Origin of the sequence: Neobacillus massiliamazoniensis (genome assembly GCF_001048695.1) — a bacterium.
Lineage (GTDB): Bacteria > Bacillota > Bacilli > Bacillales > Cytobacillaceae > Neobacillus > Neobacillus massiliamazoniensis.
This window is the reverse complement of the sequence record NZ_CVRB01000004.1, coordinates 608974-623177: the sequence shown is the minus strand read 5'-3', so window position 1 is coordinate 623177 and position 14204 is coordinate 608974. Positions and strand designations below refer to the sequence as shown.

Genomic DNA, 14204 nt, shown 5'->3' with positions numbered 1-14204 from the left:
TGGAGAAAGAAGATGAAAGTTGGATATTTAGGTCCAAAGGCAACCTTTTCTGGAATTGCAGTTAATGAGGTGTTTCCAAAATTTGATCATGAGCCATATCGGACAATTCCGGAATGCATGGACGCTGTTATTAATCACAACGTAAATCTCGCCGTGGTTCCAATGGAAAATACAATTGAGGGTTCAGTAAATATTACGCTTGATTATTTAACCCATGAGGTCCAAATTCCGATTGTCGGAGAAATCATCATTCCCATTAAACAGCATTTGATGGTTCATCCTTCAAATCAAGATAAATGGCAGGACGTGACGAAAATCTATAGTCATTCCCATGCGATTGCCCAATGCCACAAATTTCTTCATAAAAACTTTACAAATGTGGCGGTAGAAAGCATATCTTCTACAGCCGCAGCAGTAGAAATGATCATGGCGAATCCTGAATGGAATGTAGCTGCGATTGCAAATGACTTAGCCGCAAAAGAATACGGGGCAGCCATTGTTCAAAAGGATATTCATGATTTTGATTATAATCATACTTCTTTTGTCATTCTTTCAGAAAATGAAATACCCTATCCTTCCATGGATACATTCCATTATAAAACCACTTTGATGGTCACGTTGCCATCCGATCAAGCAGGTGCACTTCATCAGGTATTATCAGCATTTGCCTGGAGAAGGCTCAACCTTTCCAAAATTGAATCAAGACCAATGAAAACAGGGATTGGCAATTATTTTTTCATTATCGATATTGAAATGAAGCTCGATGATGTCTTAATTCCAGGAGCGATTGCTGAGCTAGAAGCATTGGGCTGTGGTGTGAAATTGCTCGGAAGCTATCCTTCCTTTATGGTTGAATAAAATGCGGGAAGATTATGCTCTCGACCAATTTTGGTGGAGATTCTAAATCGGCACATAAAAGTTTAAAACAGCACATATATTAAAAAAATGGCACATAAAATCGAAAAACGGCACATATCCATTTTTTTAAGGTAAAATGAGCTTTGGAAATTATAAACGGAGCTCTTTTTCATGGTGAAAATGGGTGTTCGGGATCAAATGGCAGATAAAAGTTTAAAACGGCACATATATTAAAAAAATGGCACATATCCGTTTTTTTAAGGTGAAAATCCATAAAATGAGCTTCGAAATTTAAAAACGGAGCTTTTTTTAATGGTGAAAATGGGTGCCCGGATCAAATGGCACATAAAAGTTTAAAACGGCACATATATTAAAAAAATGGCACATAAAATCGAAAAATGGCACATATAATTGAAAAACGGCACATAAAAATCAAAAATGGCACATATCCATTTTTTTTTAGGTGAAAATCCAGAAAATGACCTTCGAATTTAGTGCCCAGTGCCAGATAGATTGATCTTAATCCTAATTTAGGAAAAACAACATCAACAATTTACAAATCAAAATGACTTGGGTTTCTAAAACCCAAGTCATTTTTACATTTCTATTAAAAAGCCCGCTTCTGCAAGAGCCTTTACTGCCTTATCCAATGCCATTTCGCTTTTTGCTGATAGGGTATGGAGATGAATACCATCTGTTAATGCTGATAAAAATGAAGCATTCGAATCGCTGATTTTTTTCATGAATTGTTTGACCTCCTGGCGATTCGAGACCATAATGGATGCTGTTATATCTCCGTAAACAGCATGTTCAACTTTTACATCTCTTACAGTTACTCCATGGTCGACAATGATATTTAGTTCCTGCTCTGTTTCTTCAGGTGTGTGGTAAGAGGCAATGGTCCTTTGAACATAAGAATCACCGGAATGATATTTTACGTAAATATAGCCCTGGCTTGTTGCAATAATCGGCTCATTTTTAGCCTTTAAAAGTGTAATATCCCCGACAATGACTTGTCTGCTAACATTTGTTTTCGCAGCAAGTTCGCTCCCAGTGATCGGAGAAGGACTTTCTTTCAGCTGATGAAGAATAAAATTTCTTCTTTCTTCTCCGAGAATTTTTTTCTGTTCAGACATATAATTCCTCCTATAAGTATCTTTGTTTATTCTAGCATAATTAACGGTCAGAATTTGTATTAAACGCTTTAACAATATTCACTAACGTTTGAGCGAGCTTCTGTACATTATCTAACGTGGTTGACTTGCCGAAGGAAATTCGAATAAATTCCTTTGCTTCCCGCATGTCTAAGCCTAGTGCTTGCATCGTTTTCGAAGGGGTTTGCATACCAATTTGGCAGGCGCTCCCTGTTGAAATAGCATATCCTAACCGGTTGCATTCTAACATCATCCATTGCCCTTCAATTCCCGAAATTCGCATCCCAATGATTTGTGGGAGCTGGGAATCTTCTCCTGCTTGAAATATTTGGACGGAATCTTTAATGGGGGAAATTTCCTCAATAAAAGCTTTCCGCAAGCTCAGAAATCGACGGTGATCTTCTTGCAATTGTTTATCTATTTTTTGTGCAGCCACGGTCATTGCTGCAATAGCCGGTACATTAATCGTTCCTGGCCTAAATCCTTTTTCGTGTGTTCCACCAGGGAAAAAAGGGCTCCAAGAAATGCTGGGGCTGATAAAAACTCCCCCAATCCCTTTTGGACCATAAATTTTATGACCGGAAAAAGAAAAGCTGCTGACAAGACTGGCTGTATTTTTCAGATCAATTTTTCCAAATGACTGAACAAAATCGCTGTGGAAATGAATGTGTTTATCTTTACATATTTTAGCTATAATCTCTATTGGTTGAATTGTTCCAATTTCAGAATTAACATGTTGAATTGAAATCAGAACCGTTTCAGGGGTAATCCTTTTTTCAAGTTGAAATAAATCGATTACCCCTGAAGAATTAAAAGGAAGAAGTGTAATTTGATAGCCTGCTTTTTCTAATCGTTTCACCACACCATGTACGGAGGAGTGTTCAGCCATTGCTATTAAAATATGTTTTCCCGTTTTGTTAGGAGATGATAACAACGCTTCAATCGCTAAAAAATTCCCTTCAGACCCACCACTAGTAAAGTATAGACCTTTTTTATCCACCCCTAATAGGCTGGCTAATTCTTTACGGCAATTTTCAAGCAGTGCATTTGATTGTCCTCCAATGTCATGTAGACTGCTGGAATTTCCATAGTATTCAGTTGCGGCTTTAACATAAATTTCAGCTGCTTCATAATCTAGTGGAGTGGTTGCAGCATAATCAAAATTAATCATTTTCTTTCTCCCATACATAATTTTTAAGTAACAAAAATGCTTGTAAATAGTTTAATTCTGTGTAAAGATATATGTCAAGACACCTGTTGATCCAGGAGGTTTAATACATGACAAATAATGATGTTGTAATTATTGGAAGCGGGGTTGCTGCCTTACAACTTGCTGTCCTTTTAAATAAGAATTTGAATGTGAGGATTATCACAAAGTCGAGTTTAAGAACGGCAAATTCCTATTTGGCTCAAGGGGGAATTGCAGCGGCCGTTGGCAAACATGACGACCCTTCAAAACATTATGCCGATACCCTCGAGGCAGGGAGATTTCATAATGATCGGGAAGTTGCGAAGCAAATCGTTGAAGAAGCTCCGGAACTCATACGCAAAATGTCAAGAAACGGAGATGTTTTTGATAAGAATCAAAAAGGTGAATGGCTCCTGGGGATGGAAGGTGCCCATAGTGAAAAGAGAATTGTTCATAGCGGCGGAGATGCCACGGGAATGAACTTAATGGAGTCTTTGATTCTTCAATTGAATGATCATGTTCAGATTGAGGAACATTCATTTGCTTACGAATTGATAATAAATGCTGAGAAGAATCGCTGTATAGGGGTAAAGTCAAAAAAGCCTAACGGAACGACTCATCTTCATTACGCTACACATATCATCATTGCAACAGGCGGTTGCGGCCAATTATACAAGTTTACATCAAATGCAAGCACGGTAAGTGGCGATGGTATTGCAATGGCGTATTTAGCAGGGGCTGAAATTGCTGACATGGAATTCATCCAATTTCATCCTACTCTTTTGTATTTGCAAGGTGAAACGAAGGGGTTAATTTCTGAAGCCGTACGTGGTGAAGGGGCTATTCTTGTGTCAGAGGATGGTACACAGATTATGGAAGGGATTCATCCTTATAAGGACTTAGCTCCACGACATGTTGTTTCGCAAACTATCTATGAATATTTAAAAAAAGGAAATCAAGTCTTTTTAGATATTACGGAAATTAAAAACTTTGGAAAACGATTTCCTTCTATTACCTCACTTTGTGAGGAAAATGGGGTGGACATCGCAAAAGGCTTACTGCCGGTTGCTCCCGGATGTCATTTTTTAATGGGTGGAATTAAAACAGACCTAATCGGAAGAACATCTATTGATGGGCTTTTTGCCATTGGAGAAGCTGCTTGCACAGGATTTCATGGTGCAAATCGATTAGCCAGTAATTCATTACTAGAAGGATTATATCAAGGGAGAAAGCTTGCGGAGTGGATCAATTCTAATAAAGTAGAGCCAATCGCATCGAAACCATTTCCTATATCCCATTCTGTCGGCAAAAATAAGGTAAATTTACCAGATATCCAAGAAATAAAGGACTTGATGATGGAAAGAGTCGGAATTATCAGGAATGAAGGAACCCTTAAAAATCAATTAAACTGGTTAGAGCAGTTTAAGGTAATGGAAATCATAGAATGGGATTCATTTTCAGTCTCTGAATTAACTAAACTATTTATGTTAATAATCGCACAACAGATTACAGAATCTGCCTTATTACGAACTGAAAGCCGCGGAGGACATTTTAGAAGTGATTATCCATTTGAAGATAATAGTTATTGGTTAAGGAAAACCATCATTCAAAAATATAAACGAGAAATGGAGAAGAAAAGTGAATATATTGAAACTGCGCTCGTTACTTGAGAATTTTTTTCTTGAGGATATTGGGGAACAAGATATTACAACAGATTTAATTTTTCCAGAAGATGCGTTTGGGGAAATTGTTTTCCTCGCTAAACAAGACGGAATTTTTTGTGGAGAAGAGATTATTAAAACTGGTTTTCAACTGCTAAACAATCAAATTAGCACAAGTGTTTTTGTGAAAGACGGAGAGCCATTCAAAATTGGTCAGCAGCTGGGGCAAGCATCGGGGAGAATCTCTGACCTGTTAAAGGGAGAAAGAGTTGTACTGAATTTGATTCAAAGGATGAGCGGAATTGCTACACTAACGCAAAAAGCTATTTCTACACTTAACAGCAATTATACAAAAATTTGTGATACCCGGAAAACCACACCGGGACTGCGGATGCTTGAAAAATATGCGGTCCGATGTGGTGGGGGATATAATCACCGTTTTGGTTTGTATGATGGTGTCATGATTAAGGATAATCATATTGCTTTTGCAGGTTCTATTAAAGGAGCGGTTGAAGCAGTTCGTAAAAGTGCAGGTCATATGGTGAAAATTGAAGTAGAGGTCGAGACGGAAGAACAGGTAATGGAGGCAGTAAATGCAGGTGCTGATGTTATTATGTTCGATAATCGTACGCCGAAAGAGATTAAGGAATTTATTCAATTGGTACCGGAACATATCATTACCGAAGCTTCCGGGGGAATCCAATTATGTAATCTGGCTGAATATCAGGATACGGGAGTTCATTATATTTCATTAGGCTTTTTAACTCATTCCTATCAAGCGTTAGACATTAGCGTAAAAGTGCTTTGGGACAAAGGAGAAGGAATACTATGAGCATTTTAGAAACACTAACAACCAATTGTATAATCCCTGAAATGTATCGGCTGATGTCGAAAGAAGAGCTAGAAGCCCGAGTCATCGAAATTAAAGAGAAATTTGGCAGGCGACTGTTTATACCTGGCCATCATTATCAAAAAGATGAAGTTATTCAGTTTGCTGATGCGACAGGGGATTCTTTAAAATTGGCACAATTATCGGCTGAAAATACGGAAGCTGAATTTATTGTTTTCTGTGGTGTTCATTTTATGGCAGAAACAGCAGATATACTTACAAATGTAAATCAAAAGGTTTTTTTACCGGATATGCGTGCAGGCTGTTCAATGGCAGATATGGCAGATATTCGGCAAACAGAAAGAGCATGGGAGAAACTTCAGACAACTTTTGCTGATACTATTCTTCCGTTAACCTATGTGAATTCAACGGCTGCCATTAAAGCATTTGTAGGCTCAAAAGGGGGGGCAACGGTAACTTCATCAAATGCTGAGACAATGGTAAAATGGGCATTTGAACAAAAAGAGCGTATTCTTTTCTTACCGGACCAGCATCTTGGAAGAAATACGGCAGCAGATTTAGGTGTAGGTTTAGATGAAATGGCTGTCTGGAATCCGATCGATGAAAAGTTGGAATATGAAGGTGACTTTGCAAAAATAAAAGTGATTTTGTGGAAGGGGCATTGCTCCGTACACGAAAATTTTACAGTACAAAATATTATCGAAATTCGAAATAACTATCCAAGCATGAAGATCATTGTTCATCCGGAATGCAGGCGTGAGGTTGTAGAATTAGCTGATGAAGCAGGGTCAACTAGTTATATCATTAAAGCGATTGAAAATGCCAAACCAGGTTCAGAGTGGGCAATTGGTACGGAGATGAATCTGGTTAATCGTTTGATAAAAAATCATCCTGAGAAGCATATCATTTCATTAAACCCACATATGTGTCCATGTCTGACCATGAATCGAATTGATTTGCCGCATTTAGTTTGGAGTTTGGATGCACTCGAAGATAATAACGGGCATAATCTTATCAAAGTAGATGAAACAATTGCTCGAAATGCTAAGCTGGCATTGGAGCGTATGTTGGAAAATTTATAAAACGTTAGTAATAGATGCAATGATACTGTTGCATCTATTTTTTAACAACACAGATGTAAAATTATTCAAAATTGTACGATTCATATTTCTTTGAAAAATAGCATAAGTTTTTATGAAGAATGTTAGCACTTTGCCCATTATCACATACACTATATGGACTTATGCCATAGGAGGGATAGAGTGTGAAGATCCATATCGTACAAAAAGGGGATACTCTTTGGAAAATCGCCAAAAAGTACGGCGTGAATTTTGAAGAACTTAAAAAGATGAATTCACAGTTAAGCAACCCTGATATGATAATGCCCGGTATGAAAGTAAAGGTACCCACCCACAGTGGATTGGTAAAGAAGGAAGCACCTATCGGACATAAACCGGGAGCTGTTAAGAAAGAAATGCCGATTGTTAAAGAAGCACCGATTAAGAAAGAAGCACCGATTATGAAGGAAGCACCGATTGTGAAAGCGCCGATTATGAAGGAAGCACCGATTGTGAAAGCGCCGATTATGAAAGAAGCGCCGATTATGAAAGAAGCACCAATTATGAAAGAAAAACCAATTTTAAAAGAAGTACCGATTATGAAAGAAAAACCAATTATGAAAGAAGCCCCAAAAACACCATATATGCCTAAAATGCCTGTAGTCCCTGAAATCGATGTTAACAATTATTATATGACAAACATGGCGAATATGGCGAATATGGCGAATATTGTAAATCAGCCAGTGCTGCCACCGAAACCAGCAAACATCCTCCCAGAAGTGAAAGAAGTACCGATAGAAATGCCACCGTGTCCACCGCCACCAGCTGACTATTGTGTACCGGTTACTCCTGTTCTGCCGGGATCAGGCTTTTGCCCTCCATTTGAACCGTTTATGCCGTATCCACATGTCCATGGAGCGGCATATCCTATGAACCCAATGTATATGCCTACCCCTGCAGAATATGTTCCTAGTGCACCAGTTGGGCCTGAGTATATGCCTACACCTAGTTATATGCCTACACCTGGTTATATGCCTACACCTGGTCATATGCCTACACCTGGTTATGCACCTACACCTGGTTATGCACCTACTACTGGGTACCCACCTGCAGTGGGAGGAGCAGCTTATATGCCGCCGTATTTAGATGATGAATCATCATCGTTTATGCCGCAAATGCCTGTAATTAATCCTGCATATACTCCTGGCGCTCCTTATATGGGGGGAGCAGGTATGGCTCCTGGTCAACCGATGCCAACTGGCTATCCATCTGCACCTGCTGGCTATCCTGGCTATCCAGAAGCAATGTTGACAGGACCAGCAGCGCCAACGGGGTATCCGAGAGTTGAAGATCCTTATGGAATGGGAGCACCATATGGTTATCCGCAAATGGGGGGGCCGGCCCCAATGGGGACATTTGACCCTGCAGCAACTGCTATGCCTACTTACGGAGGGCCAGTTCATTACATGCAGATGCCATACTCACTAGATGGACTTCCGGTTGGCACAGGTGGTTTAGTCGATTGCGGCTGTGGACCGGCGCCGATTTTAATGCCGGCTGCAGAACTAATGCCAAGCACAATCCCACCTGCAATACCAAATATCGTACCAAATCCAGTTCCAAACCAAGTCCAACAAACCTTTGTGCCACCAACTCCTCCCATTTATAGTGCACCATATACCGGTCCAGTCAATGCTGCACAGCCGCCGTTTATGAATCCATATGGAATGGGGCCGGAAGGGGCGTATGGGATGCCTCGATATATCGATGAAAGCAATGACTAATAACATTTATGGAGACGATCCTTATCTTAATCGTCTCCTCTCTTATTTTCAGTCACAGTTTTATGAAAAAATAATTCGAATGGTTCCAATACGCAACCACGTTTTTTTGGTAAAAACAGAAAAACATACTTATATTTTAAAAGGATACCAGTCTTACAGTAGGTTACGCTTACAAGAAGCGTTTACGGAGACGCTTAGAAAAGAAGGATTTAGTAAAACATACATGTTTGTTTCACCGGAGGTAAAAGAGCCGCTTTTTTTTGAAGGAACGTATTTCGGTTGTACAAAATATATTGTTCCCCATAAAAAAGAATTTACGTTTCATACCGAACAAAATCGTCAAGAAGGATTAGGGCTATTAGAACAGTTTCATCAAGTAACGGCTTCCTTTGAAACACGCTATCGAACATTACTGGCAAAGAGCGATCTCATTGAAAAATGGAGTAAAAGAATGCATGCTTTTTCAAGCAAAAGCCCCTTACTAAGTTGTTTTATAAATAAGCCATATTTTTCAGAAATCATGTCTTGGGCCAATTGGTCATTGGATGGTATGAAAAAGAATCGTCAATTTTTTCAGAATGAACCTTATGTGATTCTCCATGGTGACGTGGCGCATCATAATTTTTTGCGGGATTCAGCAGGAAATTTAAACTTAATTGATTTTGATTTGATTACAATTGGTAATCGGGCGTTAGATATTTTACAATATGCCAATCGAATTCTTCCGTTTCTAAATTGGTCTTATGACCAATTAACAGGATATAAACAAATTCAACAGTTTTTTCAGGAAGATGGTTTTTTATATGCTTTAGTTTATCCTGCTGACATTTTTCGGGAATGGAACAGACTAATTCGAGAAAAATTATATCCAGATAAAGATAAGCTAAAGCAGGTTATGGATTTAACGATTGGACAATTTTATGAAAGAAAAAATTTTATTGATCAAATCATCAGAGCATTTTTATGACTAATTATGGCTGTTAATGGAAGAATGAAATCCCCCGAAAATTAACAACCTAATAATGGGCATGTTATACATGCTCATGATGCTAGTGAGGGGGTTTTTCGCTTGAACAAGAAACAGTGGATGATTCCTCTTTGTGCCATAATGATGGTTGGTCTTTCAGGCTGTGCAGGCAATCCAAATCGGATAAATGTAAATAATATGAATCAAAATCCGGTTGGTTATTACTCCAATGAAAACCATCGTAATGGGTTAGGATCAGACAATGACGGTCCGATTACGGAATGGGCGGACCATACCCTTGGAGCAGAAGGAAAAATTCAAAATGACCAAAGAAGAATGCAGCTTCAAACAAGGGATGAAAATGGGAATCCACCAAATCCAACGAAACCACTCGCAACCACCGATCGGAATATGTTTGAGCGCGATAATCGATTTAGTACGAGCGATATGAATTATCATGGCCATTTGAATAGACAAATTGGAAATGCCGGGATTGTAACAGACCCTAAGTTTCAGGACAATGTGTCAGATAAGATCAGAAAAAAAGTTCGCACTGTGGAAAACGTTAAAAGTGTAAGGTCTGTTGCCTATGGTAATACCATTATCGTGTCAGTGAATTTAAATGATAAAAGGAAGGCAACTGAAACAAAAAAGGCCATTCAAAGTGCTGTAATGCCGTATGCGGACGGGAAATCGATCACAGTCCTAACGGATGAAGGGGCTTTGGGTCGTGATCGAAATTTTAACAATGATATACAACGAGGTGGACCTCGCTAAAAACCGAATAAAAGGCAAAGCTCAACGGCTTTGCCTTTTCAATTTGCTGTTTTAAAGGTCATTGTTGATTTTTGAAACTATGTTGATTGGAGCGGAAGGCCGAGATCCTCGAAAATGCTATCGCATTTCCTTCGTGCGGTGTTGATTCAAGGATGATGATTCAACGTCCTGCGGGAATACGGGGTCTCCCCGAAACGCCCGCGGATGCTCGCTTCTTGAGCGCAAATCAACAGGCAAGTTTAAGACAGCCTTTCAATTAAATGCAACAAGGATAAAAACGGAAAAAAGGGCTAAACTAGTACTGTAAAACTTCCACAATCTTTTATAAAAAAAGAGGTGATATGTATGAGGTTCATATTTGGATGGTCTCGGGTTTGTTTGGCCGGATTCTTGCTTTCTTTCATCATGTTTAGTGAATGGGCTCCGGGAATGGTTAATGCTGCCGCCAAGACAAAGCATATTAGCCAAAAGTCAGAACCTCTGCATTTGACAGTGATTCTTGAAAGGGTTTTCCTAGATGGCGAAATAAGCGAAGAAGTGATCAAGGAAACTTGCTGGTCAATGGAGAATTTTTGGGCAAAGTATGATCAATGGCGGTTGATTGATATAAATGATTCCACGATGGTATTTAGAAAACAAATTGATGATATATCTCCTTTGCTTAAAGCTAACGGTTATTTTGGAATTACCGAAGATGGCATCCTAACCATTTTTAATGGGAGGCCGGATAAATTAAGAATCATCCGTCCTTTTTTTCAAATAGATATCAAAAAACTTGAAAGCAAAAAACAGGAAGAATTAATCCAAGGCATCCCGATAAAAACAAAAGATCGCTATGTGAAAGTTTTAGAAACCTTTAAACAATATTCAATAGAAGAATAATCGAAGAGAAATCAGACTGAATGTTCAGCCTGATTTTTTTTATTAGGCCAGCTTAGGGCGCCTTATGTTTTTTTATTCAACTAGCATTTCATTTTATGATAGAATGGAGTACAGTGACGTTAGAGGAGAGAGAAGCATTGTACGAATTTATTAAAGGGACCGTGGAGTTTGTCGGGCCTGAATATGTTGTAATTGAAAATAATGGAATTGGCTATCAAATCGGTGCACCAAACCCGTTTATATATTCAAGTAAATTGGATAAGATGGTTACTGTCTATACATATCATTATGTTCGTGAAGACATTAATGCCCTATATGGTTTTGAGACTAGAGAAGAGAAAAAGCTGTTTACCAAATTATTAAATGTTTCTGGAATTGGTCCTAAAGGGGCGTTGGCAATCCTGGCATCTGGTGAAGTTCAGCAGGTAGTCACCGCAATAGAAAATGAAGATGAAAACTTCCTCGTGAAATTCCCAGGTGTCGGTAAAAAAACGGCAAGACAAATGATTCTTGATTTAAAAGGAAAATTACAGGATATAGTGCCAGACTATTTTCCAAATTTGTTTAATGCAGACAGATTGGCAGCCAATCAAGAAAATACTTCTGCATTTGAAGAGGCAATTCTTGCACTGAAAGCACTAGGCTATTCTGAAAAAGAAATTAAAAAGATTTCTTCTGACTTACAAAAGGAAAACCTGTCAACTGACCAGTATATTAAAAAAGCGCTGCAACGGCTTTTAAAATAAGGTGATGATATATGGACGAGCGGATTATTTCCAGTGAAGTAAACGAAAGCGAAATGTCGATTGAACAAAGCCTAAGGCCTCAAAATTTAAAACAATACATTGGTCAAAATCAGGTGAAGGAAAACCTTGAGATTTTTATCAAGGCAGCAAAGCTCCGCAAGGAAACACTAGATCATGTCTTGCTATATGGACCACCGGGATTAGGTAAGACCACTCTTGCCATCATTATTGCAAATGAAATGGGTGTCAACGTCCGTACGACATCTGGTCCAGCCATCGAACGGCCCGGCGATTTAGCGGCTATTCTGACGGCTCTGGAGCCTGGCGATGTCTTATTTATTGATGAAATTCACCGCTTGCATAGAACAATCGAAGAGGTTTTGTATCCGGCGATGGAGGATTTTTGCCTTGATATTGTGATTGGAAAAGGCCCAAGTGCCCGTTCAGTCCGCCTTGACTTGCCCCCGTTTACCCTTGTCGGAGCAACCACTAGGGCTGGTTCGTTATCCGCCCCATTACGCGACCGATTTGGAGTTTTGAGCCGTCTTGAGTATTATAAAGAGGAACAATTAACAAGTATTGTCATGAGAACGGCCGACTTGTTTGAAACGACAATTGACGACCTCTCAGCAGCAGAGATTGCCAGAAGAGCAAGGGGAACCCCTAGGATTGCCAATCGGCTCCTCCGCAGGGTAAGAGACTTTGCGCAAGTTAAGGGAGACGGTTCCATTCATCTCTCATTAGCAAGAGAAGCATTAGAGCTTTTGCAGGTTGACCGGCTCGGCCTTGACCATATTGACCACAAGCTCCTAAAAGGAATTATTGAAAAATTCCGCGGCGGCCCGGTTGGTCTTGATACGATTGCCGCATCCATCGGGGAAGAGGCTGAAACAATAGAAGATGTATATGAACCCTATTTATTGCAAATTGGCTTTCTTCAGCGAACTCCACGGGGGCGAGTGGTAACTCCCGAGGTTTACCATCATTTTGGTATAGAGGTGCCAGCCAAGTGAGTGGATTATCTAAAACATTGATGATTGTCGGAGCAATTCTTTTTGTAATAGGGTTTGTAATGCCGTATTTGCATCTTGGCAAACTGCCTGGGGATATTATCATTAAAAAGGGGAATGCCACCTTTTATTTTCCAGTCGTCACTTGTATCGTCATAAGCATTGTATTATCTATAATTTTTCATTTGATTGGTCGATTTCGATAAAGTAAGGATGTAATAAATATGAAAGTAGATATATTTGATTTTCATTTGCCTGAGGAACTAATTGCTCAAGTCCCATTGAAAAATCGGACAGACAGTAGATTAATGGTGTTGAATAAAGAAACAGGCGACATCAAGCATGAAGTTTTTAAAAATATTACTGAGTATTTGCTTGAAGGGGATTGCCTTGTACTAAATGATTCAAAAGTGCTTCCGGCACGCCTTTTTGGCGTCAAAACAGATACCGGGGCAAAAATAGAAGTGCTGCTGTTAAAGCAGCTTGAAGGCGATCAGTGGGAAACCCTTGTTAAACCTGCCAAAAGGGTAAAAGAAGGAACGGAAATTGACTTCGGTAACGGTCTTTTAACAGCTGTGTGCACAGGAACTTCTGACCATGGAGGGCGAATATTTAATTTTACATATGATGGTATTTTTTACGAGGTTCTTGACCAATTAGGTGAAATGCCGCTCCCACCATACATTAAAGAACAGTTGGATGATCGTGACAGGTACCAGACGGTATATGCCCGCGAACCAGGTTCCGCAGCTGCCCCAACAGCTGGTCTTCATTTTACGGAAGAGCTACTGAATGAGGTAAGAGCAAAAGGTGTCCATGTTGCGTTTATCACGCTTCATGTAGGTCTGGGTACGTTTAGGCCAGTTAGTGTGGATGATATAGAGGGGCATGAGATGCATTCAGAGTTTTATATGGTAACAGAAGGGACTGCAAAACTCCTTAATGAGGTAAAAAAGAGCGGCGGGCGCATTATTACTGTCGGGACAACCTCAACAAGAACATTGGAGACGCTTGCCTCTCAAAATGATGGCCAATTCATGGCGGGCAGTGGCTGGACGAATATATTTATTTATCCGGGGTATGAGTTTAAGGCGATTGACGGAATGATTACCAATTTTCATTTGCCGAAGTCAACCTTGATTATGCTTGTTAGTGCCTTGGCTGGAAGAGAACATGTATTGCATGCCTATCAAACAGCAGTAAAAGAGCGTTACCGCTTTTTCAGCTTTGGTGATGCTATGCTGATCATCTAGAATAAGCGGAGGAAG

General features: G+C 39.5%; 14 protein-coding genes. 12 read left to right on the top strand and 2 right to left on the bottom strand.

Features of this window, described 5'->3' with window-relative positions; translation table 11 throughout:
- Positions 1 to 12: 12 nt before the first annotated feature.
- Positions 13 to 858 carry a prephenate dehydratase gene (pheA, locus tag BN1082_RS20975; RefSeq protein ID WP_090637808.1) on the top strand — a complete coding sequence of 282 codons (846 nt, stop codon included), beginning with the start codon at positions 13 to 15 and terminating at the stop codon, positions 856 to 858.
- Positions 859 to 1454: 596 nt separating this feature from the next.
- Here pheA and BN1082_RS20970 read toward each other — a convergent pair.
- Both BN1082_RS20970 and BN1082_RS20965 read right to left on the bottom strand, forming a co-directional pair.
- Positions 1455 to 1994, bottom strand: a complete 540-nt coding sequence (locus tag BN1082_RS20970) for a transcription repressor NadR (RefSeq protein ID WP_090637805.1) — start codon at positions 1992 to 1994, stop codon at positions 1455 to 1457.
- Between the two features lie 40 nt (positions 1995 to 2034).
- Positions 2035 to 3183 (bottom strand): IscS subfamily cysteine desulfurase, encoded by a 1149-nt coding sequence (locus BN1082_RS20965; RefSeq protein ID WP_090637803.1) that lies wholly within the window; start codon positions 3181 to 3183, stop codon positions 2035 to 2037.
- Positions 3184 to 3290: 107 nt separating this feature from the next.
- Here BN1082_RS20965 and nadB point away from each other — a divergent pair, with 107 nt between their 5' ends.
- The 11 genes from nadB to queA all read left to right on the top strand — a co-directional run bounded on the left by nadB (position 3291) and on the right by queA (position 14189).
- Positions 3291 to 4871 (top strand): L-aspartate oxidase, encoded by a 1581-nt coding sequence (nadB, locus tag BN1082_RS20960; RefSeq protein WP_090637801.1) that lies wholly within the window; start codon positions 3291 to 3293, stop codon positions 4869 to 4871.
- Complete coding sequence (nadC, locus tag BN1082_RS20955) at positions 4840 to 5694, top strand: carboxylating nicotinate-nucleotide diphosphorylase (RefSeq protein WP_090637798.1); 855 nt, start codon at positions 4840 to 4842, stop codon at positions 5692 to 5694. Before nadB ends, nadC begins: the two co-directional genes overlap by 32 nt.
- On the top strand, positions 5691 to 6794 hold the full coding sequence (nadA, locus tag BN1082_RS20950; RefSeq protein ID WP_090637796.1) for a quinolinate synthase NadA: 1104 nt from the start codon (positions 5691 to 5693) through the stop codon (positions 6792 to 6794). The genes nadC and nadA overlap by 4 nt, the downstream gene beginning before the upstream one ends.
- 182 nt (positions 6795 to 6976) lie before the next feature.
- Entirely contained in the window at positions 6977 to 8554 is a 1578-nt protein-coding gene (safA, locus tag BN1082_RS28615; RefSeq protein ID WP_090637794.1) for a SafA/ExsA family spore coat assembly protein, read from the top strand.
- Positions 8538 to 9521, top strand: coding sequence for a phosphotransferase (locus BN1082_RS20940; RefSeq protein ID WP_090637792.1), 984 nt, complete (start codon positions 8538 to 8540; stop codon positions 9519 to 9521). Before safA ends, BN1082_RS20940 begins: the two co-directional genes overlap by 17 nt.
- A gap of 102 nt (positions 9522 to 9623) precedes the next feature.
- Positions 9624 to 10298 (top strand): YhcN/YlaJ family sporulation lipoprotein, encoded by a 675-nt coding sequence (locus BN1082_RS20935; protein WP_090637790.1) that lies wholly within the window; start codon positions 9624 to 9626, stop codon positions 10296 to 10298.
- A 345-nt stretch (positions 10299 to 10643) separates the two neighbouring features.
- Complete coding sequence (locus BN1082_RS20930) at positions 10644 to 11180, top strand: intercompartmental signaling factor BofC (protein ID WP_090637788.1); 537 nt, start codon at positions 10644 to 10646, stop codon at positions 11178 to 11180.
- Between the two features lie 137 nt (positions 11181 to 11317).
- Positions 11318 to 11926, top strand: a complete 609-nt coding sequence (ruvA, locus tag BN1082_RS20925) for a Holliday junction branch migration protein RuvA (RefSeq protein ID WP_090637786.1) — start codon at positions 11318 to 11320, stop codon at positions 11924 to 11926.
- 11 nt (positions 11927 to 11937) lie between these two features.
- A complete protein-coding gene (gene ruvB, locus BN1082_RS20920) occupies positions 11938 to 12939 on the top strand; it encodes a Holliday junction branch migration DNA helicase RuvB (RefSeq protein ID WP_090637784.1) in 1002 nt (333 codons plus the stop codon).
- On the top strand, positions 12936 to 13142 hold the full coding sequence (locus BN1082_RS20915) for a DUF2905 domain-containing protein (protein WP_090637782.1): 207 nt from the start codon (positions 12936 to 12938) through the stop codon (positions 13140 to 13142). Before ruvB ends, BN1082_RS20915 begins: the two co-directional genes overlap by 4 nt.
- 18 nt (positions 13143 to 13160) lie before the next feature.
- Complete coding sequence (queA, locus tag BN1082_RS20910; RefSeq protein WP_090637780.1) at positions 13161 to 14189, top strand: tRNA preQ1(34) S-adenosylmethionine ribosyltransferase-isomerase QueA; 1029 nt, start codon at positions 13161 to 13163, stop codon at positions 14187 to 14189.
- Positions 14190 to 14204: the final 15 nt, after the last annotated feature.